This window comes from Cyanobacterium sp. (genome assembly GCF_054166785.1).
In genome coordinates, this window is sequence record NZ_JBSZCP010000061.1 from 1 (window position 1) to 26,175 (window position 26,175).

A 26,175-nucleotide genomic window follows, 5' to 3' on the forward strand; every position below is an offset into this window, starting at 1 on the left:
AACTTTCTCACCATCCATCCACAACCGCAAGGCTTTGTTTCTAATGAACTGAGCCGTACGAATAGCATCATCAATGGCTTGATATTGGTATTGGTTGCCTTTTAGTTTATACTCCAGAATTATCATTTTGCTTTAGAGAATCTCTTATGCTATTAAGCATAGCACAAAACATATTGTTTGTGTTAAGTTATTGGAAAAGTCAAGGACTCGCTGTCCCTCGATTTATTTATTGGTTCGCTTACATCTCCCTTCTATTTCTGTGGGTATTTTTTTCGGGAGAAATTAAACGGGAGTCTTGCTCTCACATTTAAGATAAAAAATAAATAGCCCATAAAAAGTTAAAAACAATAAATTAGTGTAAAATAATATGTTTGGGTCAAAACTCGTAAAAATAAAGAAAAATTAACTAGAATTATGTCTCGATATACAGGACCTCGCTTGAGGGTTACACGTCGCCTAGGGGACTTACCCGGGTTAACACGCAAAAATGCCCGTCGTCAATATCCCCCCGGACAACACGGCCAAAATCGTCGTAAACGCTCCGAATACGCCATCCGTTTAGAAGAAAAACAAAAACTTCGTTATAACTACGGTGTAAGCGAAAAACAATTAGTACGTTATGTTAAAAAAGCTCGTCGTGTAGGTGGTTCCACAGGACAAGTATTATTACAATTATTAGAAATGCGCCTAGACAACACCGTATTTCGTCTTGGCATGGCACCCACCATTCCCGCAGCCCGTCAATTAGTAAACCACGGACACGTCAACGTCAACGGTAGAGTTGTAGATATTTCCAGCTACCAATGTCGCCCCGGAGATGTTATCGCCATCAGAGATCGTGAAAAATCCCGTAAAATTGTAGAAAGCAACCTTGCTAACCCCGGACTTGCTAACCTTCCTAGTCATCTCGAATTCGATAAAAACACCTACATCGGTAAAGTAAACGGTGTCATCGAACGTGAATGGGTAGCATTAAACATCAACGAACTACTCGTAATTGAGTACTACTCTCGTAAAGCATAGAACATACTTGGAGTGGTGTTGTATGGTTCACAAAACTTGTCGGCATACCGTCATCAACGACACCACTTGCTATGTTAAAATAAAAAACCGTTATGTAAACACTTAGTAAAAAAAGGAGGACATTGCATGACCCAAGTGGTTGTGGGACAAAACGAAAACATCGAATCTGCACTACGTCGTTTTAAAAGACAAGTGTCAAAAGCAGGAATCTTCGCCGACATCAAACGTCTGCGTCACTTTGAAACCCCCATCGAAAAACAAAAACGTAAGGCCGTTGCTCGTCGCAAAAAACGTTTCCGTTAAATAACAGAGCAAGACCATAAACGACAAACATAAAAATTGTATATTTAAAACTTAGGTAGGTTGAAAGGGGGTGAACATCTAACACTGACCTATCCTAAACATTTTCATCAACTTTTTTCTGCAGAATATATCTTCACAAGATCTACCCGATTAAAAGGCTACCGTGACCTTTCCAAAAAACTCAAAAATTAATGTCATGGTAGTTTATTCTCAGAAAACAAATCCAAAGATTAAGAGAAAGATATATTTTTCTCAGCTTAGTAGCAATAAGGCTTAAAGCTATGTTACATTTTATTAAAGAGTTGTTAACATACAATAGCTCTAATTATCCATAATATTATTACATTATTGACGGCTTATTAATGTTTACAAAACAAGTAACCGATTCTTCTGTTTATAAATGGTTTAACGATCGCCTCGAAGTAGAAGCGATTTCCGATGACATTAGTAGTAAGTACGTTCCTCCCCATGTAAATATCTTTTACTGCCTCGGTGGAATTACCCTTACCTGCTTCTTGATTCAGTTTGCCACAGGGTTTGCCATGACTTTCTACTACAAACCCACCGTTGCCGAAGCCTTTAGCTCTGTTCAATTTATCATGAACGAAGTAAATTTCGGTTGGCTAATCCGTTCTATCCATCGTTGGTCCGCCAGTATGATGGTATTGATGCTAATCCTTCACGTATTCCGTGTATATCTAACGGGTGGTTTTAAAAGACCCCGTGAGTTAACCTGGATCGTGGGTGTGACCATGGCTGTAATCACCGTATCCTTCGGTGTAACTGGCTACTCCTTACCTTGGGACCAAGTAGGTTACTGGGCCGTTAAAATCGTATCTGGTGTACCTGCGGCTATTCCCGTAGTAGGAGATCAAATGGTAGAACTTCTCAGAGGTGGAGCCAGTGTAGGTCAAGCAACCTTAACCCGTTTCTACACCATTCATACCTTTGTATTACCTTGGTTAATGGCAGTGTTTATGTTATTGCACTTCCTTCTAATCCGCAAACAAGGTATCTCTGGACCTTTGTAAACCATGAATAACCAAGAATGGCGATTAGCTCACAGTTAATCGTCTTTTTAATATTCATCAATTGTTACAAAACTCTCGGATATAATCGATATACAATGGGAATTATCCCGTATCATTTTCCATCATTGCCTACCATAGAGGAGACAAACATTAATCATGTCTAACCCCAATTCTCAACTAATCAAAAAACCCGATCTTAATGATCCCAAACTCAGAGCCAAATTAGCTCAAAACATGGGTCATAACTATTATGGTGAAGTGGCATGGCCTAACGACATTCTATATATGTTCCCTATCTGTATTTTAGGAGCATTAGGATTAATCGTTGGTTTATCCATCCTAGACCCTGCCATGATTGGTGAACCTGCAGATCCCTTTGCAACCCCTTTGGAAATCTTACCTGAGTGGTATTTATACCCCGTATTCCAAATCTTGCGTGTACTGCCTAACAAACTTTTAGGGATTGCTTGTCAAGCAGCCATTCCTTTAGGACTCATGTTAGTACCCTTCATCGAAAGCGTAAACAAATTCCAAAATCCTTTCCGTCGTCCCATTGCGATGACTGTATTCCTATTTGGTACTTTAGTTACCCTTTGGTTAGGTGCTGGATCTGTATTCCCCATTGATGAGTCTTTAACCCTAGGCTTATTCTAAAATCATGGCTTCTTGTCATCGTTTTGAAGTAATATTCAAAATTTAATAAAACACAAAGTATCTCCGATCGCCCTTAGACTGAAACTAAAATAGGTTTATGGATGGTCGGGGATATTTATTTAATGTCTAAAACACTATATAATCAAGTAGTAAAGTAATATTATTGAATATGGTCGAATTTAACTGGATTACGGGCTTAGGTGGAGGAATCCTCATCGGTATCAGTGCAACCATTTTACTCGCCTTCGATGGACGCATAGCAGGTATTAGCGGAATGTTAAACGGTGCCGTAGATTGGAGATTAAAAGAATATTGGCGCTGGTATTTTTTGGGGGGGATGTTATTGGGAGGATTAATCTATGAATACTTTTTACCCTTCCTTCCCTCTACCCCCATCCCCGATGCTAAACCCTTACTGATGATTGTGGGTGGTTTATTAGTCGGTTTTGGTACAAGGATGGGCAATGGATGCACCAGTGGTCATGGTGTGTGCGGTTTGGGAAGATTTTCCGCCCGTTCATTGGTGGCAGTGGTTACATTTTTGATAACAGCAATGGTGACAGTTTTTATTACTAATTTATTAAGCTAATTTACTTTAAAAAACCAGCGTAAAACAATCCATAAATTAAACTTAATTATCTAAAAAAATATTAATTAATAATATAAGAATATGAACAATAAATTTAACCTAATAGCTTTACTCAGTGGTTTATTATTTGGTTTAGGATTAGCTATTTCTCAAATGGTCGATCGCACTCGGGTAATCGGCTTTTTAGATGTTACAGGAAATTGGGATCCTACCCTAATATTTGTGTTGGGCGGTGCCGTAGGAGTTACAGCCATCACCTTTAGATTTATACTACCCATGAGAAAACCCATTTTTGCCGATAAATTTTATCTTCCTACCCGTAATGATATTGATTTATTCTTAGTCCTTGGTGCGGCAATTTTTGGAGTAGGTTGGGGTATTTCTGGTTATTGTCCAGGTCCTGCAGTCACTTCTTTAGTACAACAAAATGTTAACCCTTTTATCTTCTTAATTGCTTTTTTTGTGGGTTCTTTCAGTTTTAAATACTGGCAAAAGAAATAAATAAAAATTGTAAAATACCAGCACTATTAGTTAATCTTGATAGATAATAGTGTAAGTTAATTTTCCATAATCAAGTTTGTTATGTCCTTTTTACCAAAATATCGTCCCCAAAAACTCTCTTTAGGATTTTTAGAAGAAGAGATTTTAGAAATTTTGTGGGATTTAGGTACAGCTACAGTGAAGGAAATCCACGATCGCATTTTAGCAGATCCAGACCGTGAATTGGCCTATGCTTCAGTTACTACGGTGTTACATCGTCTTACTAAAAAGGGATGGTTAAAATACCAGAAACGAGGACGGGCATTTTGCTGGACTCCTTTAATTTCAAGAGCCCAAGCCCAAGCTATCCAATCCTATGAACAGCTACAAAGTTTTTTGGCCGTCAGCAACCCTGATTTGGTGGCTTCCTTTGCTGATAGTCTTGATACCGCCAGTGTTGAGCAAATAAGTGCGATCGCCTCTCGCCTCGAACAAATCCGTAAAAAAAGGACACAGGAGGAAAAATAAATGCACTTTTTAGTAATTTTATTCGCCATTATTTGTGCTTATATAATTCGCTATATGAGCCAGATTTCTTACTTTAAAAAACAAAAAAATTGGAACTATTCCCTATTCTTTTTTATTGCTCCAGTATTACTCGTTCTCATGAGTAGCATTGCCATTGTTGCCATGGGCTATGAAGGACAAATGTGGGGTTTTCAAGCCACAATCATTAGTTATATAGGGGCTTGGTTCTGTCTAGGCTTCGCTATCATCAACTTAGTTGTTTATGCCATAGAAATCAAACTTATCTCCCAGAAAATAGATAAATTTACCCAAGAAGAAATATTAGGGCAACAGGCAAAAATCTTAAAAACATCCTTTCCCTATGCTGGGCTAATGGGTTTTTCAAGACAAAAAAAAGGCTTATTTCCATTGGTAAATAAATCATATTTAGTATTAAGCCGAGGGCTAATTAACCTGTTATCGCAAGAACATTTGGAAGCAGTGATTGCCCATGAAAACGCCCATCAACTACATAATGATCCATTAATATTTTTCTGTTTATCTTATTGTAAAAGAATTACTTTTTGGCTACCCAATAACGATATTCTCTGGCAAGACTTAGTATTATTAAGGGAATTAAGGGCAGATAATACCGCCTCAAAATCCGTAGATTTTTTGTTATTAGCAGAATCTTTGTTAATAGTTACTCAGGCAGCTATGAAAGAAAAAAGTCCCCTCGATCATGATGTGGTCTGCCCATTTATTAACTTTCGACTCCATGAAAGAATAGAGGCATTAATTAATGATGATGATAGCCTAACCAGTTTTCGCTGGTATCAACTCAGCTGGATGCTACTGGTATTTATTCCCTTTTTAGTCATTCCTTTTCACCATTAAAAATTCTTAATAATTACTCTAAAAAATATCAATGTGTACTCCCAGAAAAACAACTTTTCAAAGGGTGCGTTAGAATGCAAACGAAACTTAATATTTTTTTTGGAGGATAATTAATCCTATGCTTAGAGCAAAAACCATAGTAAAACCTTTACTAGCAGTCGTAGCTCTTGCTGGTTTAGCCGCTTGTCAAACTGAGTTAGAAGTACCAAATGATGCCATCTCAGGAGATGGTACGGTGGATGAAAACGTAATGCCCGATACCCAGCCCACTATTACCCTTGCCATGAATGCAGAAGGAAGACAATTCTCTGTTAATGGAGATGAGGAAGTAAATCCCACTTTATTTGTTCCTCTAGGCTCAACCATGGAGATTACTTTGTGTAGCACTGGGGGAACCCATGACTGGGTTGTGGATGAATTAGGGGTTGCCACGGAGCAGGTGAGCGAAGGTGGTGAATGTAGTACGGTAGAATTTACAGCGGATCAAGTTGGGCAATTTGAGTATTATTGTAGTGTGGGCAACCATCGAGAAGAAGGAATGGTCGGAGTTTTGATCGTAGAGTAGCTTAATCTACAACCTAACCCCGATAGTCAATTAGTCTAAATCCCCTTCCATGACTAATTCCGTGGCTTTACGGGTAGATTCCTTAAACTCCTTGACGCTTACTTTGTTGAGGAGGATAATCGCCCCTAGTGCCACCAAGGCTTCACAGAAAAAGACGCTACTGTAGGCTAACCATAGATTTGAGCTAAAGATAAGTTTACCAATATCTAATACCCATCCCCCAAGGGCGATCGCAATTCCCCTTGCCATAGCCTGAGATAAACCCCAAGCCCCCACAAAAGTTCCAGCGGTTTCAGCTACGGTTAAATCTAACATAAGACTTAAAGAGCCGATGGTGGTAATTCCTGCGGCGATACCAAACAATACCATCGTACCCTTGAGGATAGTTTCATTTTGAGTTAATCCTGCAAAAATTATCAACACAAAACAAATCGCCACCAACACACAACCTATTCTAGTGGTATTTTTCTTCCCAATGCGAGGTATTACCACAAAGCCAGTGGCACTATAACCCAATAAAATTCCTACCCCCCAAAAAGAATTAAGTAAAGTGGTTTCGCCGATGCTCATACCAAATATATCCCCCCCGTAGGGTTCTAAAACAGACTCTTGCATGAATAGACTAATGGTGACCATCATCAAGAAAAAGAAAAAGATAGCCGTTTGACGAGAAGAAGTTAAAACCTTAAGGGCTTGACGTAATCCAATACTTTGTTCTCTGGTTTCATTACTGGTGCGTAGATGATAGCGAGAATATTTTTTTTCAATATTCCAAGTACCAACTAAGGCAAGGATAACCACCACCCCAGCCACCAACAAGAAAAGCATATTAATGGGGGTTTGTAAATCTGCCACCGAAATTAAGGGATTTTCCTCCATATCCCCCACAGCCAAATTTCCTAAAAATACATTCCCCGTAATACCACCAATGACAATACCTACCATTAACATTGACCAAATAGTGGCAACGATTTTCGAGCGACTTTCTTCTTCAGAAATATCCACTAACAAAGCAGTAAAAGGGGTAGAACTAGCACTCAGGGCAATACCATGGAGAATGAATATGATACCCAAGCCCACGGATGTACCTATGGTGACAGGATTCCATTGCCAACCATTATTAACCTCAATGTTAGTGCCTAATATCCAGACTAATTGCACAGCGATTAAAATTGTTATCCCTGCCATGACGATGCCTGTGCGTATATACCCCGTGCGGTGAAATCCAAACAGCTTTTTGCCATCGGATAGTTGTCCTAGCCATACCCTAATGGGGGCGACTAATTGAGATAGGGCGAGGGTACCTGCGGCAATACTAGCGGGGATGGCGAGTTCGGTAATCATGACCCTATTCAACACTGCAAGGGTTAAAACTGCCATTAATCCTACCCCTAGGTTAAATAGTCCTAGGCGGAGAATGGTAAATATACTTAATTCTGGTGGTGCGGATGACACGGCATCATCTATGTCGGTATGTTGGTAGTTATTGGTGGTCATTTTTGAAAGGTTTTTTATATATAAATATTATTTTTGTTAGACGGTGAAAGGTTTGAGTTAGTTTTTATAAAAGAATTTACAAAAAATAGTCACAATTAGTTCAAAATTGCGAGGGGTGTTATTGGGCATTGAAAAAATGGTGAATTTTTCTGGTGAATCTAATACCTAATATAATGTAACAGATCCTGATTTTTCATATACATGGCTATACTTCGTTATTTTTCATTTTTGGTTTTGGCTATATTTATTTATGGTTGCAGTGGAGATCAAACCCTTGAATCAATATTTGCTCCTGATGAAAGTTTGACTACGGGGGAGGTAATTAATACTCCACAGGGTACCGATGAGACTTCGGAGGTGTTGGAGTTGCCTGAGAATTTTCCTGATGATATTCCTATTTACCAAGGGGCGGAGTTAATCAGGATTGAAGGAAATCGGTTTGTTTGGACTTCTTCAGATCCTATTAATTTAATTGTAGATGCCTATGAACAGGGTTTAATGGGTTTTGGGTGGCAGGTGGAAAGGGGGGAAGAGAATGATTCTTTGGTGGCTACTGGTGCCGATGGAGAGGCTACTGTAACCATGAGTTTTGAGGTTGTGGGGGAGGAAACGGAGTTTAGTTTAACGGATAGTCGCATTAGTCCCCAAGAGGATGATCAAGAGCAGGAGGTTGGTGTTTCCCCCGGAGAAAGTTCTACCCCTAGGGTTACGGCTTCTGAGCCTTTACAACAGTTGGTACAGTTGGGGGTTGTGGATGAGGGTAAGGATTCTGTGGATGGTAAGGAAATTATTACTCGTCGTCAGTATGCCCGTTGGTTGGTAAAGACTAATAATATTGTGTTTGGTAATAATGAGGGGAAGCAGATTCGTTTGGCTGGGGGGAATAGTGAGGCGGTTTTTCGTGATGTATCCAATACTGATCCTGATTTTCCCTATATTCAAGGGTTGGCTAATGCTGGGTTGATTCCTTCTTCTCTTACTAATGATCCCAGTGCGATCGCCTTTAACCCTGATGAACCCTTAACCAGAGAACATTTAATCGCTTGGAAAGTACCCTTTGATTTTCGCCAAAGTTTCCCCACTACTACCCTTGATAATATTCGAGAAACTTGGGGTTTTCAAGATGCAAACCAGATGAGTCCTGAGTTATGGCAAAAACTTTATATCGATTGGCAAAATGGTGATAATGCTAACGTACGGCGTGTTTTTGGATTTACTACCCTTTTTCAACCCCAAAAAACTGTCACCATTGATGAGGTTGCCATTATCCTTAATAGATTTGGTTATCAGGGAGATATTCGTTCGTTAGATCAACTCTAATTGTTTATGATGTAAAAGGCAGTTTGCAATTTTTATTTTCTATGAATCGTTTATTAAAAGTAGTTATTATTTTATTTCTTGCCATCGGTTTTATCCTCGGTAGTGCTACCCCTGTTCACGCTCAGGAGATGGTAAATTTAACCTATGCAGATTTGGATGATCAAGATTTTTCTAATCGAGAGTTGGTGGGGGCTGTGTTTGCGGCTTCTAGCATGAGACGGGTATCCATGCGTAATTCTGATTTGACTAACGCTATGATGACGGAGAGTGTTTTATTGGATGCTGATTTGCATGGGGTGAACTTTTCTGGGGCTTTAATTGATCGGGTTACTTTTGATTTTTCTGATCTTACCGATGCTATCCTTGAAGGTGCGATCGCCACTAGAACCAGATTTTATGACACCAACATCACAGGGGCAGATTTTACCGATGCCGTCATTGATCGCTATCAAGTTTCTTTGATGTGTGAAAGAGCCGAAGGAGTAAACCCCGTCACTGGAGTATCCACGAGGGAAAGTCTTGGGTGTAAGGATTAATTTTATTTTGGCATTGTGTGGTATGAAATATGGTACGGCAACCGTAAAAACGGTGTTGCTTATTTTGGCGATGCAACATCATTGAACTACAGCAAATATATAATACTAGAACTATTATTACCATTGCCCATTGCCGAACTAAATTTCTCGTCACACCAAAATGGGAATTGTCAAATTATGTTAGATTCTAAGAGAAAGCATTAAAAGTTTTCAAAACATTTAGTGAGTAAAAATATTTATGAACTTAGGGGAAAAGAACACTACAACTAAAACCATTTACCAAGATAATTTCATTGATCGTTTATTTATTGCTTTCTTTTGTCGTAAAATGGCGATCGCACTGGGGACAGAAAGTAAATTAAAAGGTTATGATGCCTTTGTGGATTTATCTCAACAAATGGTAAAAGGGCGAAATCCTCAACAACAACAAGAATTAGTAGAAGTAGTTTTAAAGTCTCTTGTGCCATCCCCCGTACTATATCTCACCCGTACTTTTGTTCCTGCCAATAAATGGGTATGTGAAGCAAATGCGTGGTTTGCCAAAATGTTATTTCAATGGTTAGTGGGGGTTTGTGAGTTACGGGAAGTAGAAATTGAACAGGAAAATAATCAAAAAACCATACAAAATAGTGGCGTACACATCAAAAAATGTCGCTACCTCGAACAAAGTGGCTGTGTGGCTATGTGTATTAATATGTGCAAATTACCCACTCAAAAGTTTTTTACCGAATCCTTTGGCATTCCCGTTACCTTAACGCCTAATTTTGAAGATTTTAGTTGTGAAATGGTCTTCGGGCAAACCCCCCCTCCCCTCCATGAAGAAGATGCGTCTCGTCAACCTTGTTTACGGGAGGTTTGTGACACTGCAACCACTTCTTTATCAAGCAATCTTTCCCCTTGTCCCAAAATTGCTAAACAAACGGTATAAGGTGAAGAATGGAGACTTTGATCATATCCCCATCAAGAATTACTGTCTTAATTTGACCAATAAGGGGGATAATTGTTAGTTAACGTTTATGAAGTATAGTAAAAGTTAACTTTTAATTGAATGCACATTGCTTGGCTAGGAAAAAAAACACCTTTCTGTGGAAACGTGACATACAGCAGAGAAATTACCAATGCTTTGATGTCTAGGGGCTACAAGGTTAGTTTTCTCCATTTTGGTCAAGAAAATGAAGATTCCATGGTTGACCCTTACAATGCGGAGGTTAACCTACCTTTTATCTATAAATCTCAAATATATACTATTCCCACCCCCAAATCTAGCCAGATTTTATTACAATCGCTCCAAAAATTGCAACCAGATTTAGTTCATGCCTCCTTAACCCTTTCCCCCCTCGATTTTAAGTTACCCGAAATTTGTCAACAACTAAACATTCCCCTCGTTGCCACTTTTCATCCCCCCTTCGATAGCCATTGGCGCAACATCAAATCTAGTACCCAATATTTAACCTATCAACTATATGCCCCTAGTTTGGCTCGTTATGATAAAACCATTGTTTTTTCTAAATTACAACGGGATTTATTAATTAAGCTAGGGGTTGCCCCCCACAAGTTGGCTATTATCCCCAATGGAGTTGATACGGATAAATATAAGCCTGGTAGGTCTTATTTTAAGCAACAGTTTTCCCACCATCGTCTTTTTGTGTATCAGGGTAGGGTAGCGGTAGAAAAAAATGTGGAGTCTTTGCTTAAGGCTTGGAAATTTTCTGCCATGAAAAAGGATTCTCGTTTATTAATTGTCGGTGATGGACACCTTACCCCCAATCTTAAACCCCATTATAACCAAGAAGATGGTATTTTTTGGCTAGGGGCGATCGCCGATGAAACCAAACGTATCGATATTCTCAGGGCTGCTGATGTGTTTATTTTACCATCCCTTGTGGAAGGACTATCCCTCTCTCTCCTAGAAGCCATGGCCTGTGGTTTAGCCTGTGTTGCCACCGATGCAGGTGCCGATGGGGAAGTATTAGCCAATGCGGGTATCATTCTTAGTACCCAAGGAGTAACAACTCAGTTAAAAACCGTATTACCCATGTTTTCCCATCATCCAGAATTATCTTCCCTATTAGGACAAAAAGCTAGAAACAGAATTGTAGAAAAATATACCCTTCATGATAATGTCACTAAATTAGAAAAATTATATAGCAACTTAAAAAATCACTAAATTCTCAACATCTCAAGTATCAATAGAGATAGGACTATAGGCAACATCGCCATAATAAAAATACTTTGCCTCACTATTAGAGATAATGATTATTTCTTGGGGCGTAATTATCACATCTTCATCGGGAAGTTGTTGGGCTATCTGAGTTTCCGCAGAATGAAAATCTTCCGAAAGAGTTTTATCATTAATTATTCTCGTTACTTTTATATTGTTGATGTCTATAACCTCATGTTTTTTTGATGTCCAAGGGCTAGTATCTTCCTCTATATCTTCATCTACAGAATTGCTATTTATTAATAAAAACTCTAAAAAAAACTCTGCCGTTTTTTCTTTTAAATAACCCTTCAGAACAGCTGTTTCACAAAATTTGATGCCTAATTTCTTTTGTTCTTGTAAAATATTATTAATTTGTTCGTCAGATAATAAACCAGCTTTTTGTAAATAATATCCAATGGGGTATTCTTTTTTATAAATTTTTGCCGATTTTTTATTTTCTATTTCCACTAAAAAATCAGCAGTTTGAGATTTTAACCAACCTCTTAGGGCTAAAATTTCTCCTATTTTTAATTTAAAAAACTGATTTTGATCTGCCAATGCTACGTCTAGTTGCGAGGGAGTAATTAATCCAGCATCTAACAGCAGTTGTCCCATTAGTTTTTTTTCAGAACCATTGATATTTTTTTTCATTGTCATATCACCTCTCATTATTTGCCCCGTTGTAATAATGAATTTTTTGTCGGAAAAATAAACCTAAGTAATCAGCTGCCATAAAAGCTAAATAATAAAAAAATATATTTCGTCTGCCTTTTTGTATTTTCTTATACATTTTTAAAGAGACGACAATAAACTGATTTTATGTTATGAATTATTTGAAAGTAGTAAAAAGCCTTGCATCTATTGAGAAACAAAGGTTTCTATTCATTCTATTCATATTTATTATGGTTATTATTTTACTAACTTTTTAAAGGTACTGATGGAATTTTAGTTTGTTTTTATCTGCATAAATTATAACTTATAACGATAAGAAATCCATGGAAATAAAATTTATGTTAAGAGGGTTAAAACAATTAATACTGAATCCTTAGAGAAAAATATACTAATACAACGAATAATGGGCTTAAGCCGATGACTAAAGACCATAAATAAAAGTATAATTTACAGATCGGACTTGGTATAACTGTTGAATAAGAATAAAAAAAGGGGCTGATGCCCCTTAAAAGTAAGTTAGATGAAGATGGTATTTTGATTAGAAATACATACCTGCTTCTTGTACTTTTTCGATTTGTTTTTTCTTCAAGACGAGAAGAATTTGAGCTAACATAATTCCAGCAATAAATACTAAGAACCAAGCAATACGAGCAGGACTTTGTAATACTACTTCCGTGTCTTTTTGTCCAAAACCACCCACGTTAGGATCATTGGTTAATAATTCACCATTAGCAACCTCTTGACCATTGCTGACAATTAACTCAGGGCCTACGGGAATGTTAACGGTGTTGGTATCACCTTCGGCGGTGGTGATGGTCACTAGATAGCCCCCAGCTTCTTCTTCGGTAATGTCACTAACTACCCCAGCAACGGGAGCTTTGAAAGCGTTGTTATTGCTCAGTTGACCTGTGGGATATAGTTGTCCTCTTCCTCTGTTTGCCCCTAGGTGAACGGAATATTTACCGAAATGAATGTTGGGGTTGGTGGCGGGGTCGGGAGATAGTACGGGGAAGACGATTTCTTCATATTCATCCCCGGGCATGGGTCCTACTAATACCCAGTTTTCCTGACCTTCACGGTAGGATTGATAGTAAACTCCGCCAATTTTTTCCTTCATTTCTTCGGGAATGCGGTCGTCAGGGGCAATTTGGAAACCATCGGGTAACATTAACACTGCACCGACGTTTAAACCACCTTTGGAGCCATCCCCTAATACTTGTTGTTGGGAGTGATCGTAAGGAATTTTGACCACTGCTTCAAATACGGTGTTGGGGAGTACCGCTTGGGGAATCTCTACTTCCGCAGGTTTGGCGGCGAGGTGACAGTTGGCACAGACGATGCGGCCTGTGGCTTCTCTGGGGGTCATAGGGGCGGTTTCTTGGGCCCAGAAGGGGTAAGCATTAGCTGCTTGGGGTAGGAAGATGTCGTTGGCGAGGAAAAAACAGGTAGAGGCGATCGCCACTAACAACAACCTACTGAGATTTTTGACTATATTGTCTAAGGGAAAATGATTTCTCATCGATATTTTACAACTACTTAATTTTTGTTAAATTGTTTACCATTAAAGGTTTGTGGGGAAATTTACTAAGCCCACCAAGGTTTGGAGCCATCACGGAAATCGGTTTCTTCCCAGTCGGTTAAGATAACTTTGTCATCGGTAACATCGGCATGAACAAGGGCGAGGGAAAGGGGAGCAGGTCCACGAACCATTTTTCCTTCGTTGTTGTACTGTGAACCATGACAGGGACAGATAAATTTATTTTCCGAGGCGTTCCAAGGAACAACACACCCTAAGTGAGTACATACGGCGTTTAATCCGTAGGATGCTATTTGTTTGTCTTCATCAATAATAATATAAGTAGGATCTCCTTTTAGTCCTTGGGCTAAACTGCGATCGCCCGGTTGACGATTAGCGGTAAAGGTACTAGCAGAAAGATCATTACCTAATTTATCTTTTGCCGTGATACCACCACCAGCACCCCCAGCAGATTTAGGGATAAAATAGCTAACTACAGGGTACAAAGCACCCGCAGCAATACCAGTAATTGTTCCAAAGGTCAGTAAATTCATAAACTGACGGCGCCCCATATCGGGTACATCAGAGTTAGCAGGAATCTGTGTCATATTTAAATTTATCTAAATTATTATGTTTAACTTTGGTTTGACCAATAATAATGCAAATAGGCTTTTTTTGGGAGGTAAATCCAAGTTATTATTTAATTATTACAAAAAATGAACCTTTTTGAGTATTGTTATTCCCTGTTTTCTCAGGAAAACCTTCATTTGCGGTGTTCAGGATCAAACTCTTATATTAAACATTATAAACTATATATCATTTTTTCTGATTTTTGTGATAAGCAAAAGTTATAAATAAATCTGAAATATCTTATAAAATATCTAAACTACAAGGGCGTAGCTATGACAGGAAAAGAATTACAGGCATTGATTTTTAATAAGTGGGGGTGTTCCTACGATGTCCAAATTTTACGCATCAAAGATCGTATCTATTTTCAGGTAATGTGGAAATATTTAGAACAAAGTTCTTTCCCGTTATCCCCAGAGGAATATGATGCCCATTTAGAACAAATTGCCACCTATCTTAGGGGTTGGGGGGTGGTAAATCAAGTACAGGTGGGGATTTTGGAAGCGAAAAACCGTCCTCGTTTGGGTAAAGCTGTTAGTATTTTTTTAAATCTGGGCGATCGCGCTTCGGAGTGGATTGTTTAATCACCCTTAGTTAAGGAAATGCACTATCAGTAACGCCCATAGGAGAATAAAAATTCCCGCAGCACTTCCCAACGGTCTTTCCTGATTACCCCATATCCAAGGATTAGCATCGGAATTATATTCATATAAATTAAGGGTATCAAGGGTGGCAAGAGTCAACACCCATCCCCCATGGATACCAATGGCCATGGACAAATTACCATTTTGCAAATAAACAGAATAAAACAAAACCATTCCCATTAGAAATAGTCCGGGTAGCTGAGGAATAGTATTCTTTTGCTCCCAAATAAGGTGTAGCAGGGCAAATATAATACTAGAAATAATTGCCGTTAACCAGATATTGTAATCCTGAATTAAAAAATCCTTGAACACTCCCCGAAAAATTAGCTCCTCTACCGAAGAGATGAGAAGGCTAAACAATAGGGCGATGGGTAAAGTGGTAAGGGCAGATATGAGCAATTGAGGTGGCTTCTTCCACACAGCCCGCCCCAAAGAAAATGTTATCAGGTCTGTAAATATGATAGTAATAATTCCTATTACGTAACCCCATAGGATACAATTAAGGTTACTAATACTGAAAATCAGACCTATTTGATAAGAATCTCTTCCCATCACTCCCCATGCTAATAAGGGAGCAATGAGATAAAGAGATACGATAAGTGTTAGTTTTTGTGAGTTTGAAATTGGGGTGGCGGGGTGCCAGTTAATTAACCTTGTAAGGGGAAATGCAATTGGCAACCAAACAACCCCCCATATTATCAAGAACAAAATAACTTTGATAATACCATTGCCGTTGATTAGGGTTGAGGTTATGAAATTACTTTCCCAGTCAATCATTATTTACAAGGTTTAATAAAAGAAAATTATCTGATGTTTTTAACAATTAAATCTTGAATAGATTTCAAGATGATTTATACATCATCATCTAGATCAAAATCATCCCCTTCTCCAACTTGTTTGAGGTGAATGTGCTTGTAACCTAGTTTAATTTCAAATTCATCCCCTGATTGTAAACCCATTTTCTTTGTGTAACTAGAACCAATGACGATCTGACCGTTTTTGTGGACACTGACACGAAAAGTTGCTTCTCTACCTCTTCCATCCTTAGTTCTTTCGGGATCTAAAGGAACGCCTTTTGCCGATAAAACAGCATCATAAAAATCTGTCAAATTTACCCTAACTTTACCGTTTTTTGATTCGGTATAGTAGCCACAACGTCTTGCCCTTTCACGGCGAGGAACGTCAGATAATTCTTTTACTTTTTGTAACAGCTCTTTCCCTGACAAAGGTGTAGTTGCTACTTCTGTCATATATTTTTTCCTCATTTGTTATTTGTTCTTTACACTATTTATCATAACAAAAATATGTCATTAAATCACTATTATTTACTCTTTTTTTAGGGACTTATTAACATTTTCTCTATCTAAGTTCAGTTTTTCTTGAGGTAAGCTAAGGCTAAAATACTTGTTAATTCTTCTTTGTGGCTTTTTATTTATCTAAAGAAGTAAAATAGAAAAATATAGATAATTATTGAACTTTTAACAAAAATTAAGATCATTTCCCTTGTAGGTTATAAAATAAGATCGGAGAATATAAATAGTGATCCTAATATTTATAGGCAAAAATGAAAGTTACTTTTAAAATTCTTCGTCAAAACAATAATTTATCTCCCCATTTTCAGGATTATACCCTAGAGGTAAATTCTAAGAATACCATCCTTGAATGTCTCAATCGAATTAAGTGGGAAATCGACGGTAGCCTTAGCTTTCGCAAAAACTGTCGCAATACAATTTGTGGTAGTTGCGGTATGAAAATTAATGGTCGTTCGGCTCTGGCTTGTAAGGAAAATGTGGGGGAAGAATTAAGTAAAATTTCTTTTTGGGAAAAAGGAAAAAATCCGGAAATAATTATTTCTCCTTTGGGTAATATGCCTGTGGTTAAGGATTTAGTAGTGGATATGAGCAACTTTTGGAATGATTTAGAAAAAGTTGAACCCTACGTAAGTACGAACGCACGAAATATTCCAGAAAAAGAGTTTTTACAAAGTCCAGAAGAAAGAAAATTATTAGAACAAACGGGAAATTGTATTCTTTGTGGTGCTTGTTACTCTGAGTGTAATGCAAAGGAGGTTAATGATAGTTTTGTGGGGCCCCATGCTTTGGCAAAAGCTTATCGAATGGTGGATGATTCTCGGGATGAATTTAAGGAGGAAAGGTTGACTACATATAATAATATTGAGTCGGGGGCTTGGGGTTGCACCCGTTGTTATATGTGTAATGAGGTATGCCCGATGGATGTGGCACCGTTGGATCAAATTACAAAAATTAAGGGGCAGATTTTGGATAGGGAGTCTCGCAATAGTAGTACCCCTGTTCGTCATCGGAAGGTGTTGGTGGATTTGGTCAAAAGTGGAGGGTGGGTAGATGAGCGGAAGTTTGCGGTGATGGTGATTGGTAATTATTTTCGAGATTTACGGGGGTTATTAAGTCTTGCTCCTGTGGGATTGAAGGTTTTGGCGGCAGGGAAGTTACCTTTTTCCTTTGAGTCTTCTGAGGGGGTTTTGGAGGTGCGATCGCTCATAAATGCTGTTCAATCTGCTACAAAAGATAATGTTGTCTTACAAGAAGATATTAACAAATAGAAAAAATAAATGGATCTTAATTTAAAGTTATCTAGCTACGATTATTTTTTACCCCAAGAATTAATCGCCCAAAATCCCGTAACTCCAAGGGATTCTTCCCGTTTGCTGGTGGTAAAACCAGAGGATGGCATTGATCATAAAGTATTTTCTAGTTTCCCTGATTTACTTTTACCGGGGGATTTATTGGTGTTGAATAATACTCGGGTGATTCCTGCCCGTTTATATGGCAAAAAGTCCACGGGGGCGATGGTGGAAGTGTTGTTGGTGGAGGAAAAGTCTCCCCTTTGTTGGTTGGCTTTGGTAAAGCCGGGGAAGCGTTTTGGGGTAGGTTCTGAGATTGTTTTTGAGGATGAGGGTACGGGGGCTTATTTAAAAGCTACGGTGGTGGATAAGGATGGGGCAACGGGGGGCAGAATTTTGGAGTTTACGGTTTCTCAGGATCGCTCTTTTTGGGATGTGTTGGATATATTAGGTAATATTCCTTTTCCTCCCTATGTGACAGAGTCGGAGGCTTCCCCTCAACAGTATCAGACTATTTATGCAGAAAAGCAAGGGGCGATCGCAGCTCCTACGGCAGGATTACACTTTACGGAGGATGTGTTTCATAATTTAGCCCAGAAACAAGTGGAGATTGCCCATATAACCCTCCATGTCGGTATCGGCACATTTCGCCCCGTGGAAACGGAGGACATTCTTAACCATGATATGCACCAAGAATGGATTGATGTAAATGGCGAAACCATCGAAAAAATCAAAGAAACTAAAAGCCGTGGGGGTAGGGTAATTAGTGTTGGTACAACGGTAGTTAGAGCTTTAGAAGGTGCTTTTGCCCATCATAATGCCCTCATGCCTTACCGTGGCAAAACCAATCTTTTTATCTATCCGGGTTATGAGTTTAAGGTAATAGATGGATTGGTGACTAATTTTCATTTACCAAAGTCTAGTTTATTGATGTTGGTAGGGGCGCTCATGGGTAGGGAAAGATTACTTAATATATATCAAAGGGCGATCGAGGAAAAGTATCGTTTTTACTCCTTTGGTGATGCCATGTTTATCGAACCAAAAAAGTAATAGATAATTGAGGAACACAAAATGGGCAATGGGGTTAACGCCAAAAAAACTATTGCCTCTTGCCTACTTTCATTATTTTCCTCTTTGACCAATAATTATTAACTATTTTTATCAACTATGTCTGTGCAGATATTTGGGTTTTATTCTCAATTAGGAGTAAGTAGTTGCAAATAGCCATCAAAGGGAAGTATTATTAATAGAGAAAGAATTGTCAGGAATCTTTATGGCTTTAGACACCACCGCATCAATCAAGAAAAAGCTCAACTCGAGGGGATGGCGCATGACTCCCCAAAGGGAGAAAATTTTAGATGTTTTTTATAATTTGCCCCAAGGGAATCATTTGAGTGCTGAGGAGTTGCACAATCTTTTGGATGAGCAAGGGGAAAATATCAGTTTATCGACTATTTACCGTAGTGTTAAATTGATGACTAAAATGAGGGTGTTACGAGAGTTAGAATTGGCGGAAGGTCATAAGCACTATGAGTTAAATCACCCCTATCCTCACCACCATCATCACATTGTTTGTATCCAGTGCAATAAAACCATTGAGTTTCAAGATGATTCTATTCTCAAGCACAGTTTGAAGCAATGTCAGAAGGAAGATTTTCAGTTGATTGATTGTCAGTTGACTGTCATGACTATTTGTCAAGAAGCCTTAGAAATGGGCTGGCCTTCTACCTTACCTAGTGAATGGTGTTGCAGTCGTGCCATAGCTGAGGGACACCATAAGTAATTGATAATGGATAGTGGAGAATTGATAATTTTAATTCCCATGGAATTTTTGGTGTTGTCTAATGATGGAACAGCACTAATGATAGGATTTTGATCTTGAGAATATTATCACCATTGCCTCTTATATAAAAGGGGAGCCAGAGCGAAGGGGTTTCACTCTGGCTATTAGGTGTGGTTTAAGTGTTAGGTACCTTAATTATAACTAAAGGTTTTTAATTTTGGCAAGAAAATCCGAAAATTTTTGCATAGAAGTTAAACTCTCCATCGAGGGCTTTTTTGATGTTTTCTGCTTTGCGAAAGCCATGACCTTCGTCGGCAAAAGTGACATAGGTGGTGCTAATTCCTTTTTCCTTGAGGGCGTTAACCATCATTTGCGCTTGGTTGGGGGGTACTACTTTATCTTCTAATCCTTGGAAGAAGGCGACGGGGCAGGATAATTGTTCTATATGGTTTAGGGGCGATCGCACTTTATAAATTTCCTTTTCTTCTGGGTACTTGCCAATTAAGTTATCAAGATAACGAGACTCAAATTTGTGGGTATCGGTGGCAAGAATTTCTAAGTCCCCAATGCCGTAATAACTAGCCCCCGCCTGAAAGACATTATGGAAAGTGAGCGCTGCTAGGGTAGTATAACCCCCGGCACTTCCTCCCGAAATTGCTAATTTTTCCTGATTAACTTTTTGAGCTTTTACCAAATATTTAGCAACATTAATACAATCCTCCACATCAACGATACCCCAATTTTTGGCTAACCTTTGGCGATAATTTCTACCGTATCCCGTACTACCTCCATAGTTCACATCCACAAAGGCAAAACCTCGACTTGTCCAATACTGAATCCGTAGATTATAACTGGCGGTAGTCATGGCAGTGGGGCCACCGTGGCTTTTTACCAATAGGGGAGGTAATTCCCCCTCTGGGGCTTGATAGTCCTTATTTTGGGGGGGATAATACCAAGCATAGGCGGTTTTACCGTTGCTGGTGGGAAATTCAATTTGTTGGGGTTGGGTAAGATAACCATCATCTAAATCTAGGTTACTAGCCTGTTGTAAGACGTGGGTTTCTTGGGTGAAGGTATCCCCTAAAACTACGGCAGTGGGCTGGGTAGGAGAGCCTCCTGTAAACAAAATTTGGCTACCTTTTACCTGTAGATAGGCGATGGTGGTATAGCTAACATTAAGGTTAGTGAGGTTTTTATTTTTGGTGTCCAAACTGGCCAGATGCCATAGTCCATCTTGGGTGTAGGTACATACGATGGTATCTTCGTCAGCAAAACCATAAATTGATTCTCCAAATACCCAATGGGGAAAACCAAATTCGGCGTTGAGGGGATACACTGATTCGATTTGCCCATTTTGATTACGGCGATATAAATTCCACCAATCGGAGCTATCGCTACTAAAATATAAAAGACCGTTAGGACTAAATTCTGGTTGACAGATGGACTCGGTTTCACTTCCGGCCACCATTTCATCATGGGTAATTTTTCCTTCCTTGTCAAAAGTTCCTAAATGTAACAAGGTACTTTCCCATGGCATATAGGGGTGATGCCAACATAACCAAGCTAACTGAGAGTTATCGGGGCTTAGGCGGGGGGAGGTGTAAAAGTCTGCCCCTTGGATGAGATTTTCTACTTCTCCTGAGTTTAAATCGATGGTGACGAGTTTGTTTTCTGGTTCTTTTTCTGGGTTACTATGATCTTCAGCTACGCAAATTAAGCGGTTACGGCTTTTATCAAGGCAAAAGTCGGTGTATCTCACCTTTGATTCAGGGGTAAGGGGTTGAGGTTGTTCCCCTATTTTTTGCACATATACCCGTTGATCTCCATAGTTACTAAAATAAATGGTACCGTTTTCAATTAAAAAAGCTCCCCCTCCATATTCATGGACACGGCTACGGACGTTAAAAGGGGCTGGGGTAATATCTTCTTTTTGTCCTTGGCTGGTATAGCGAACTATTACGGCTCTCCCCCCTTCTGAGGGACGATTTTCAAGCCAATAAACGTCTTTTTGATCAAATTTGACGGAACTTATGCCAATACTTCCTGAGACGATTAAATCTGAGGTTATGGGCGATCGCCATTCACCGTAACTTGCTATTTTGGACTCAGTCATAGGATTAATTTTATAATTTCTTTATGATTATCTTGCCATACAAATTGATAGTGATGAATAGAAATCCTCAGCAAAAAAATGATCCTGCCTAAAACCATAGACAAGAAGTAATAACCGATAAATTATTGGTTCAGTAATAAATGGTCAAGGTAGCAATTAGATTAACATAATAATTAATATCAAAAATATAAAAATATTCATTGTTTTTCTTATGTTTAAGTCTTTAGGATTTATCGAAAATATAGCTAATACCAGTCTAGGAGCCATGGTTTACTACTCCTCCGACAGTGTTTTCTGGAAATCTATACAAAATTTAGGACAATCTTCCCCTTCAGAGCAAAAAAAGCCTAATTTAGTCTTCCTCCATGGTTTTGGTGGAGGTTCATCCGCTTACGAATGGTCACAGATTTATCCTGCTTTTGCTGGGGAATATCACATCATTGCTCCTGATTTAATCGGTTGGGGAAAATCCGCCCATCCTCAAAAGGATTACACCATTGATGATTACGTTACTACTATTACAGAATTTTTAGAACAGGTATGTGAAGAGCCTACCACCGTCATTGCTTCTTCCCTTACCGCCGCCTTTTTAGTCCAAGTGGCGATCGCCCATCCTCACCTTTTTAAACAACTAATTCTTTTCACCCCCGCAGGATTATCAGACTTTGAAGAAAACTACACCAAAAGCCTCTTTGCCCAAATAATCAGCACCCCAGTAGTCGATAAATTCTTCTATAACGTCGGTGTTGCCAGTGAATCAGGAATCAAAAGTTTCCTCGAAAAGAGACAATTTGCCAATCCCCAACGAATTTTTCCCGAATTAGTCGCTTCATACCTCAAAAGTGCCTCCCAACCCAACGGGGAATATGCCGCCCTATCCTTCGTCAGGGGAGACTTATGCTTTGATTTATCCAAATATATCGAGCAACTAACCATCCCCACCGCCATCATTTGGGGTAGAGAATCCCAATTTACTAGCCCCGACATCGGAAAACGTCTTGCCGAAATGAATCCCGATGCCATCAAATATTTTCAAGTTATCGAAGAAGTCGGGTTAACCCCCCATCTCGAACTTCCAGCGGTTGCCATTAGTCTGATTCGCAAATATATAGAGTTACTTTAAATTGGATTTTACTTTTTCGTAAATTAATCCTTATTGGTTGTTTATCAAAAAATAATTAATAAGGAATTAGCCATCACGATCTACGATAAAGCAAGAATAAACTCAATTATCTTAACCATCAATATATTTATCCATTGTAAAATTATTAAAACTTTACTAAAACAAAATAACATAAAAAATATAAAAAATAATACTTAATATATAATAGAAATAGGAACTAAATAAAAATTAAATAGAAAAAAAGATGAATAACAAAAAAATATTACAACTATTAGCCATTAGTAGTTTTCTCATAACTCCAGCCCAAAGAGTTTTTGCCATGCCAGATTGTTATGTAATGGATACCGCAGGGAAAGTTATCAACTTAGGATTTCTTTGTAACGTTCAACTAACTTCCAGTGAACCTTCCCCAGCCCCACCAAATCAAACTCCTCCAGCCAATCCTACACAACCACCCACAGAAAATATTAATCAAACCCCCCAACCAACCAATACTAATCAAAATCGCCCTAATACAACCCCCACCAATAGAACGACCGTACCAACCTTATAAAATTACTAAAAAATCTTTAATTCATCACAAAAATAACCATCATTATGAGCAACATAGAGCCTTTTGTCTCCGTAATTATTCCCATATATAATGGAGAAAAAGATATTTCAGAATTAATAGAATGTTTAAATAATCAAACTTATAACCATGAAAAAGTAGAATTTATCTTAGTAGATAATAATAGTTCTGATAATACATTACAATTAATCGAACAAAAAGCTCAAAAACTTGAAAATATTAAGATTAAATGTGTTCAAGAAAAAAAAATCCAAAGCTCTTACGCCGCCCGTAATCGAGGAATAAAAGATGCTCAGGGAGATATTATCGCATTTACAGATGTTGACTGCCGACCTCAAAAAGATTGGTTAGAAAAATTAATCCAACCATTCACCGATGCTAAAACCATGATTGTGGCAGGAGAAATTAAGGCAATTAAAGGAAATAGTATCTTAGAAAAATATGCAGAGAAAAGAGATATACTATCCCAAAAATATACCTTAGCAAATGACTTTTTTCCCTATGGACAAACCGCAAATCTTGCAGTGCGAAGGGAAGCCCTCAAAGTCGTGGGGTTATTTCGCCCCTATCTAACCACAGGAGGAGATGCTGATATTTGTTGGCGTATTCTCAAAGAAATTGAGTCAGAAATAAAATTTGTTCCTGATGCTTTAGTGTTGCATCGTCATCGTGACAATCTGAAAGACTTTAAAAGTCAATGGGAGCGTTATGGTAAATCCTCTAAATATCTCCATCAACTCCATGGCTCAAATTTGATGCCAGACTATTCCACTTCAAAATATAGTTATCGTTTGTTGGTTTGGTTGATTAAGGAGTTTCCTAAAAACATTTTAAAACTATTAATCGGTAGGGGAAATTTTGTTGATTTAATCCAAACTCCCTTAGATATGATGCTGGGAAAACTCAGGAGTAATGGGCAAAAAAATGCTGATTTACCAGATCAAGCTAAAGAAATTGATCATTTTTAAAATTAAAATATTTTTATATTAATAATTAATAATCGAGATTGTTACGATTCATTAACCAAGGTATAAAATATCTGGCTTATTTTGTTTAAGATACAAAGATAGACATTCATAAAAAATTAGCTCTCTAAACCCGTTGAAAATTTATTAATCTTTGGTCAAAATTTCTATAGAGTTTTAGCTTATTAACTTATAACAAATCCTAAAAAAAAACCCCACAGAAAAGAAGAAGGTAAATCATACTAGAGTTTTAATTTTTGTCAATGTCAATAATTACTTTATTACCATTACAGAAAAAAATGATAAAAACAAATTCAAATTGCTCTCAAAATATTATTGATGAACAACCCGCTCTTAAATCTGAAGGTTTTTTGTTCCAATTATTAGGTGTTACCAACTTTTTGGAGAAAAATAGTGATGTAGAAACGGGTTTAAAAGACTTGGCATATATGACGGCTCAAATTTTAGAGTCTAAAAAGTGTTCTATCATGCTCTTACAAACAAGGGTAATAGATAGTCAAGGAAATAAAAAACAAGAGCCTTATTTAAGGGTTTTTACCCACTATGGTGATTTACCGAAGGAAGCCTATGAACAAGTTACTCAATTAAATGACGGTATCGCAGGATATGTTGCTTCTACGGGGGAATGTTTGTTGGTGGAGAATATTAATGAATCTCCTTTTATGCAAGTGGCAAGAAAGAAGGAACATGATTATAAAAGTTTAATCTCTGCTCCTATTTTTATTGGGAATCAGGTGATTGGTGTTATTAATGTTAGTGAACAAAATAATCATCAACCTTTTAATGAAAAAGATTTAGAAATTTTAAAAATATTTGCTCTTTTTATCGGTAAATCTATTCAAATCATTGAGCTACAAAATATGTTGCAGTCAAGGTTTTTGGAAATTGCCGTATCTAAAGAGGTGGAAAAACAAGGAAATAAGATCTCAAATTTGACTCCGGACCCTGCTAAGATTTCCCATATTGTAGCTAAGGCGATTTTTAAGGAACTTGATAAGGGTGGTTTTGGTTCTAATCAAATTATTAATATTACGGGGGAAATTCTTGATTTTTTAAGGGAGAAAATCCACAAAGAAGAAAGCTAATATTGATCTAAAAATTCGGTAATTACTTGATTAAATGGTTCTGGTTGTACTAGAAAAGCCCAGTGATTTCCCGGGACTGTTTTAATGGTTAGGTTAGGGAGATATTTTTCAAAGGGTTTAATTTGCCATGGACTTTTGTTAAGTCCTTTTTCGGGTTTGATAAAAAGGGTGGGAATGGTTAATTTTTGGGTTAATCCAGCTTGTAACATGACATCGGTAAAGATTTCATCTTTGGCTTGGGGGGCAAATTTACTCGACCATTGTTGATTTTTAGTTTTGGTAATGCTGTATTTAAAGGCTTTTTGTTGCAATTCTGACCAACCTTGATATTGTTTGAGGGATTTGGCGGTGTTTTCGGCGGATTGGTAATCGGGAAAGTTACGGGTCATTTTGAGGAATGGCAAAACTTTATATAGTAAGGGAAATGTTATTTTGCTCCAACTGGGGATTTTGTTGATATAAAAGGGATCAACTAGGGTCATGGTTTGAAAAAGTTGGGGGTTTTGGGTTGCCCAGATGGGAACTAATTTGGCACTCCAAGAGTGGGCTATGACGTGAATTTTATCCCAGTGTAAGTAATTTAGTAGGGCTTGTAGGTCGTTGATAATGTCATCGTTGAAATAACCTTTTTCTGGTTTACTGCTGTCACCATGTCCTCTTAGGTCGGGGGCAATGATATGATATTTTTGTTGCAGGTGTTCCCCTAAACTTTCCCAAACTAGGCTGTGGTCTGCCATGCCATGTAATAGTAGTAGGGGGGTTTTGCCTTGATTCCATTCTAGGTAAGATATTTTGATGTGGTCATCTTTTTGGAATATTTTTCTGGTGGTCATAATGGGGGTTTACTG

29 protein-coding genes and 1 pseudogene are annotated in these 26,175 nt (G+C 38.1%); 21 read left to right on the forward strand and 9 right to left on the reverse strand.

Annotated elements, in window-relative coordinates; genetic code table 11:
* Positions 1 to 126 (reverse strand): annotated as a pseudogene (locus tag ACXITR_RS12970) (RNA-guided endonuclease TnpB family protein); the annotation flags it as partial.
* Positions 127 to 414: 288 nt separating this feature from the next.
* Here ACXITR_RS12970 and rpsD point away from each other — a divergent pair.
* The 9 genes from rpsD (at position 415) to ACXITR_RS13015 (ending at position 6,049) form a co-directional block, all read left to right on the forward strand.
* Positions 415 to 1,023 carry a 30S ribosomal protein S4 gene (gene rpsD / locus ACXITR_RS12975; RefSeq protein WP_457997644.1) on the forward strand — a complete coding sequence of 203 codons (609 nt, stop codon included), beginning with the start codon at positions 415 to 417 and terminating at the stop codon, positions 1,021 to 1,023.
* A 126-nt stretch (positions 1,024 to 1,149) separates the two neighbouring features.
* The gene (gene rpsU, locus ACXITR_RS12980) at positions 1,150 to 1,326 is read left to right on the forward strand and encodes a 30S ribosomal protein S21 (protein ID WP_066347499.1); all 177 of its coding nucleotides are present in this window, start codon (positions 1,150 to 1,152) and stop codon (positions 1,324 to 1,326) included.
* Between the two features lie 362 nt (positions 1,327 to 1,688).
* On the forward strand, positions 1,689 to 2,357 hold the full coding sequence (petB, locus tag ACXITR_RS12985; RefSeq protein WP_069789356.1) for a cytochrome b6: 669 nt from the start codon (positions 1,689 to 1,691) through the stop codon (positions 2,355 to 2,357).
* 156 nt (positions 2,358 to 2,513) lie between these two features.
* Positions 2,514 to 3,011 (forward strand): cytochrome b6-f complex subunit IV, encoded by a 498-nt coding sequence (petD, locus tag ACXITR_RS12990; RefSeq protein WP_446682934.1) that lies wholly within the window; start codon positions 2,514 to 2,516, stop codon positions 3,009 to 3,011.
* A 169-nt stretch (positions 3,012 to 3,180) separates the two neighbouring features.
* On the forward strand, positions 3,181 to 3,600 hold the full coding sequence (locus ACXITR_RS12995) for a YeeE/YedE family protein (protein WP_457997645.1): 420 nt from the start codon (positions 3,181 to 3,183) through the stop codon (positions 3,598 to 3,600).
* Positions 3,601 to 3,681: 81 nt separating this feature from the next.
* Positions 3,682 to 4,101 (forward strand): DUF6691 family protein, encoded by a 420-nt coding sequence (locus ACXITR_RS13000; protein ID WP_457997646.1) that lies wholly within the window; start codon positions 3,682 to 3,684, stop codon positions 4,099 to 4,101.
* Positions 4,102 to 4,182: 81 nt separating this feature from the next.
* Positions 4,183 to 4,608 (forward strand): BlaI/MecI/CopY family transcriptional regulator, encoded by a 426-nt coding sequence (locus ACXITR_RS13005; protein WP_457997647.1) that lies wholly within the window; start codon positions 4,183 to 4,185, stop codon positions 4,606 to 4,608.
* Positions 4,609 to 5,484: a M56 family metallopeptidase gene (locus ACXITR_RS13010; protein ID WP_457997648.1), complete on the forward strand. Its 876-nt coding sequence runs from the start codon at positions 4,609 to 4,611 to the stop codon at positions 5,482 to 5,484. It begins immediately after the preceding gene.
* Between the two features lie 118 nt (positions 5,485 to 5,602).
* Positions 5,603 to 6,049 carry a cupredoxin domain-containing protein gene (locus tag ACXITR_RS13015; RefSeq protein ID WP_457997649.1) on the forward strand — a complete coding sequence of 149 codons (447 nt, stop codon included), beginning with the start codon at positions 5,603 to 5,605 and terminating at the stop codon, positions 6,047 to 6,049.
* A 30-nt stretch (positions 6,050 to 6,079) separates the two neighbouring features.
* On the opposite strand, the gene ACXITR_RS13020 is transcribed toward ACXITR_RS13015, so the two are convergent.
* The gene (locus tag ACXITR_RS13020; protein WP_457997650.1) at positions 6,080 to 7,546 is read right to left on the reverse strand and encodes a BCD family MFS transporter; all 1,467 of its coding nucleotides are present in this window, start codon (positions 7,544 to 7,546) and stop codon (positions 6,080 to 6,082) included.
* A gap of 234 nt (positions 7,547 to 7,780) precedes the next feature.
* Here ACXITR_RS13020 and ACXITR_RS13025 point away from each other — a divergent pair, with 234 nt between their 5' ends.
* The 4 genes from ACXITR_RS13025 to ACXITR_RS13040 all read left to right on the forward strand — a co-directional run bounded on the left by ACXITR_RS13025 (position 7,781) and on the right by ACXITR_RS13040 (position 11,569).
* On the forward strand, positions 7,781 to 8,866 hold the full coding sequence (locus ACXITR_RS13025; protein WP_457997651.1) for an S-layer homology domain-containing protein: 1,086 nt from the start codon (positions 7,781 to 7,783) through the stop codon (positions 8,864 to 8,866).
* A gap of 41 nt (positions 8,867 to 8,907) precedes the next feature.
* Positions 8,908 to 9,402, forward strand: coding sequence for a pentapeptide repeat-containing protein (locus ACXITR_RS13030; RefSeq protein WP_457997652.1), 495 nt, complete (start codon positions 8,908 to 8,910; stop codon positions 9,400 to 9,402).
* A gap of 238 nt (positions 9,403 to 9,640) precedes the next feature.
* Positions 9,641 to 10,330, forward strand: coding sequence for a DUF4033 domain-containing protein (locus ACXITR_RS13035; RefSeq protein ID WP_457997653.1), 690 nt, complete (start codon positions 9,641 to 9,643; stop codon positions 10,328 to 10,330).
* A gap of 120 nt (positions 10,331 to 10,450) precedes the next feature.
* Positions 10,451 to 11,569 carry a glycosyltransferase family 4 protein gene (locus ACXITR_RS13040; protein WP_457997654.1) on the forward strand — a complete coding sequence of 373 codons (1,119 nt, stop codon included), beginning with the start codon at positions 10,451 to 10,453 and terminating at the stop codon, positions 11,567 to 11,569.
* Between the two features lie 12 nt (positions 11,570 to 11,581).
* Here the strand turns inward: ACXITR_RS13040 and ACXITR_RS13045 are convergent, their stop codons facing one another.
* The 3 genes from ACXITR_RS13045 to petC all read right to left on the reverse strand — a co-directional run bounded on the left by ACXITR_RS13045 (position 11,582) and on the right by petC (position 14,401).
* Positions 11,582 to 12,256: a hypothetical protein gene (locus ACXITR_RS13045; protein WP_457997655.1), complete on the reverse strand. Its 675-nt coding sequence runs from the start codon at positions 12,254 to 12,256 to the stop codon at positions 11,582 to 11,584.
* Positions 12,257 to 12,815: 559 nt separating this feature from the next.
* Entirely contained in the window at positions 12,816 to 13,796 is a 981-nt protein-coding gene (gene petA, locus ACXITR_RS13050) for a cytochrome f (protein ID WP_457997656.1), read from the reverse strand.
* A gap of 65 nt (positions 13,797 to 13,861) precedes the next feature.
* On the reverse strand, positions 13,862 to 14,401 hold the full coding sequence (gene petC / locus ACXITR_RS13055; protein WP_457997657.1) for a cytochrome b6-f complex iron-sulfur subunit: 540 nt from the start codon (positions 14,399 to 14,401) through the stop codon (positions 13,862 to 13,864).
* A 294-nt stretch (positions 14,402 to 14,695) separates the two neighbouring features.
* Between petC and ACXITR_RS13060 the strand changes: the two genes are divergently transcribed.
* Entirely contained in the window at positions 14,696 to 15,004 is a 309-nt protein-coding gene (locus ACXITR_RS13060; protein WP_457997658.1) for a DUF3067 family protein, read from the forward strand.
* A 6-nt stretch (positions 15,005 to 15,010) separates the two neighbouring features.
* On the opposite strand, the gene ACXITR_RS13065 is transcribed toward ACXITR_RS13060, so the two are convergent.
* A complete protein-coding gene (locus ACXITR_RS13065; RefSeq protein ID WP_457997659.1) occupies positions 15,011 to 15,484 on the reverse strand; it encodes a CPBP family intramembrane glutamic endopeptidase in 474 nt (157 codons plus the stop codon).
* A gap of 431 nt (positions 15,485 to 15,915) precedes the next feature.
* On the reverse strand, positions 15,916 to 16,314 hold the full coding sequence (locus tag ACXITR_RS13070; protein ID WP_457997660.1) for an AbrB family transcriptional regulator: 399 nt from the start codon (positions 16,312 to 16,314) through the stop codon (positions 15,916 to 15,918).
* A gap of 314 nt (positions 16,315 to 16,628) precedes the next feature.
* Between ACXITR_RS13070 and ACXITR_RS13075 the strand changes: the two genes are divergently transcribed.
* From ACXITR_RS13075 to ACXITR_RS13085, 3 genes are all read left to right on the forward strand, one after another.
* Positions 16,629 to 17,645, forward strand: a complete 1,017-nt coding sequence (locus ACXITR_RS13075; protein WP_457997661.1) for a succinate dehydrogenase/fumarate reductase iron-sulfur subunit — start codon at positions 16,629 to 16,631, stop codon at positions 17,643 to 17,645.
* 9 nt (positions 17,646 to 17,654) lie between these two features.
* Positions 17,655 to 18,716 carry a tRNA preQ1(34) S-adenosylmethionine ribosyltransferase-isomerase QueA gene (gene queA, locus ACXITR_RS13080; RefSeq protein WP_457997662.1) on the forward strand — a complete coding sequence of 354 codons (1,062 nt, stop codon included), beginning with the start codon at positions 17,655 to 17,657 and terminating at the stop codon, positions 18,714 to 18,716.
* 223 nt (positions 18,717 to 18,939) lie between these two features.
* Positions 18,940 to 19,449, forward strand: a complete 510-nt coding sequence (locus ACXITR_RS13085) for a transcriptional repressor (RefSeq protein ID WP_069789726.1) — start codon at positions 18,940 to 18,942, stop codon at positions 19,447 to 19,449.
* Positions 19,450 to 19,660: 211 nt separating this feature from the next.
* Here the strand turns inward: ACXITR_RS13085 and ACXITR_RS13090 are convergent, their stop codons facing one another.
* Entirely contained in the window at positions 19,661 to 21,562 is a 1,902-nt protein-coding gene (locus tag ACXITR_RS13090) for a S9 family peptidase (protein WP_457997663.1), read from the reverse strand.
* 211 nt (positions 21,563 to 21,773) lie between these two features.
* Here ACXITR_RS13090 and ACXITR_RS13095 point away from each other — a divergent pair, with 211 nt between their 5' ends.
* The 4 genes from ACXITR_RS13095 (at position 21,774) to ACXITR_RS13110 (ending at position 25,327) form a co-directional block, all read left to right on the forward strand.
* The gene (locus tag ACXITR_RS13095; RefSeq protein ID WP_457997664.1) at positions 21,774 to 22,685 is read left to right on the forward strand and encodes an alpha/beta fold hydrolase; all 912 of its coding nucleotides are present in this window, start codon (positions 21,774 to 21,776) and stop codon (positions 22,683 to 22,685) included.
* 244 nt (positions 22,686 to 22,929) lie between these two features.
* Positions 22,930 to 23,238: a hypothetical protein gene (locus ACXITR_RS13100; protein WP_457997665.1), complete on the forward strand. Its 309-nt coding sequence runs from the start codon at positions 22,930 to 22,932 to the stop codon at positions 23,236 to 23,238.
* Between the two features lie 44 nt (positions 23,239 to 23,282).
* A complete protein-coding gene (locus ACXITR_RS13105; RefSeq protein ID WP_457997666.1) occupies positions 23,283 to 24,224 on the forward strand; it encodes a glycosyltransferase in 942 nt (313 codons plus the stop codon).
* Positions 24,225 to 24,520: 296 nt separating this feature from the next.
* Entirely contained in the window at positions 24,521 to 25,327 is an 807-nt protein-coding gene (locus tag ACXITR_RS13110; RefSeq protein WP_457997667.1) for a GAF domain-containing protein, read from the forward strand.
* On the opposite strand, the gene ACXITR_RS13115 is transcribed toward ACXITR_RS13110, so the two are convergent.
* A complete protein-coding gene (locus tag ACXITR_RS13115; RefSeq protein ID WP_457997668.1) occupies positions 25,324 to 26,160 on the reverse strand; it encodes an alpha/beta fold hydrolase in 837 nt (278 codons plus the stop codon). The genes ACXITR_RS13110 and ACXITR_RS13115 overlap by 4 nt on opposite strands.
* Positions 26,161 to 26,175 lie beyond the last annotated feature (15 nt).

Excerpts from the sequence above, each read along its gene's own strand:
- ACXITR_RS13070 (WP_457997660.1), bottom strand. The coding sequence starts at position 16,314 with ATGACAGAAGTAGCAACTACACCTTTGTCAGGGAAAGAGCTGTTACAA.
- ACXITR_RS13060 (WP_457997658.1), top strand. The coding sequence starts at position 14,696 with ATGACAGGAAAAGAATTACAGGCATTGATTTTTAATAAGTGGGGGTGT.
- petC (WP_457997657.1), bottom strand. The coding sequence starts at position 14,401 with ATGACACAGATTCCTGCTAACTCTGATGTACCCGATATGGGGCGCCGT.
- ACXITR_RS13035 (WP_457997653.1), top strand. The coding sequence starts at position 9,641 with ATGAACTTAGGGGAAAAGAACACTACAACTAAAACCATTTACCAAGAT.
- rpsU (WP_066347499.1), top strand. The coding sequence starts at position 1,150 with ATGACCCAAGTGGTTGTGGGACAAAACGAAAACATCGAATCTGCACTA.
- ACXITR_RS13090 (WP_457997663.1), bottom strand. The coding sequence starts at position 21,562 with ATGACTGAGTCCAAAATAGCAAGTTACGGTGAATGGCGATCGCCCATA.
- ACXITR_RS13015 (WP_457997649.1), top strand. The coding sequence starts at position 5,603 with ATGCTTAGAGCAAAAACCATAGTAAAACCTTTACTAGCAGTCGTAGCT.
- ACXITR_RS13040 (WP_457997654.1), top strand. The coding sequence starts at position 10,451 with ATGCACATTGCTTGGCTAGGAAAAAAAACACCTTTCTGTGGAAACGTG.
- ACXITR_RS13110 (WP_457997667.1), top strand. The coding sequence starts at position 24,521 with ATGATAAAAACAAATTCAAATTGCTCTCAAAATATTATTGATGAACAA.
- rpsD (WP_457997644.1), top strand. The coding sequence starts at position 415 with ATGTCTCGATATACAGGACCTCGCTTGAGGGTTACACGTCGCCTAGGG.
- ACXITR_RS13020 (WP_457997650.1), bottom strand. The coding sequence starts at position 7,546 with ATGACCACCAATAACTACCAACATACCGACATAGATGATGCCGTGTCA.
- petA (WP_457997656.1), bottom strand. The coding sequence starts at position 13,796 with ATGAGAAATCATTTTCCCTTAGACAATATAGTCAAAAATCTCAGTAGG.
- ACXITR_RS13100 (WP_457997665.1), top strand. The coding sequence starts at position 22,930 with ATGAATAACAAAAAAATATTACAACTATTAGCCATTAGTAGTTTTCTC.
- ACXITR_RS13045 (WP_457997655.1), bottom strand. The coding sequence starts at position 12,256 with ATGAAAAAAAATATCAATGGTTCTGAAAAAAAACTAATGGGACAACTG.
- ACXITR_RS13000 (WP_457997646.1), top strand. The coding sequence starts at position 3,682 with ATGAACAATAAATTTAACCTAATAGCTTTACTCAGTGGTTTATTATTT.
- petB (WP_069789356.1), top strand. The coding sequence starts at position 1,689 with ATGTTTACAAAACAAGTAACCGATTCTTCTGTTTATAAATGGTTTAAC.
- ACXITR_RS13010 (WP_457997648.1), top strand. The coding sequence starts at position 4,609 with ATGCACTTTTTAGTAATTTTATTCGCCATTATTTGTGCTTATATAATT.
- ACXITR_RS13005 (WP_457997647.1), top strand. The coding sequence starts at position 4,183 with ATGTCCTTTTTACCAAAATATCGTCCCCAAAAACTCTCTTTAGGATTT.
- ACXITR_RS13095 (WP_457997664.1), top strand. The coding sequence starts at position 21,774 with ATGTTTAAGTCTTTAGGATTTATCGAAAATATAGCTAATACCAGTCTA.
- ACXITR_RS12995 (WP_457997645.1), top strand. The coding sequence starts at position 3,181 with ATGGTCGAATTTAACTGGATTACGGGCTTAGGTGGAGGAATCCTCATC.
- ACXITR_RS13105 (WP_457997666.1), top strand. The coding sequence starts at position 23,283 with ATGAGCAACATAGAGCCTTTTGTCTCCGTAATTATTCCCATATATAAT.
- queA (WP_457997662.1), top strand. The coding sequence starts at position 17,655 with ATGGATCTTAATTTAAAGTTATCTAGCTACGATTATTTTTTACCCCAA.
- ACXITR_RS13085 (WP_069789726.1), top strand. The coding sequence starts at position 18,940 with ATGGCTTTAGACACCACCGCATCAATCAAGAAAAAGCTCAACTCGAGG.
- ACXITR_RS13115 (WP_457997668.1), bottom strand. The coding sequence starts at position 26,160 with ATGACCACCAGAAAAATATTCCAAAAAGATGACCACATCAAAATATCT.
- ACXITR_RS13075 (WP_457997661.1), top strand. The coding sequence starts at position 16,629 with ATGAAAGTTACTTTTAAAATTCTTCGTCAAAACAATAATTTATCTCCC.
- petD (WP_446682934.1), top strand. The coding sequence starts at position 2,514 with ATGTCTAACCCCAATTCTCAACTAATCAAAAAACCCGATCTTAATGAT.
- ACXITR_RS13030 (WP_457997652.1), top strand. The coding sequence starts at position 8,908 with ATGAATCGTTTATTAAAAGTAGTTATTATTTTATTTCTTGCCATCGGT.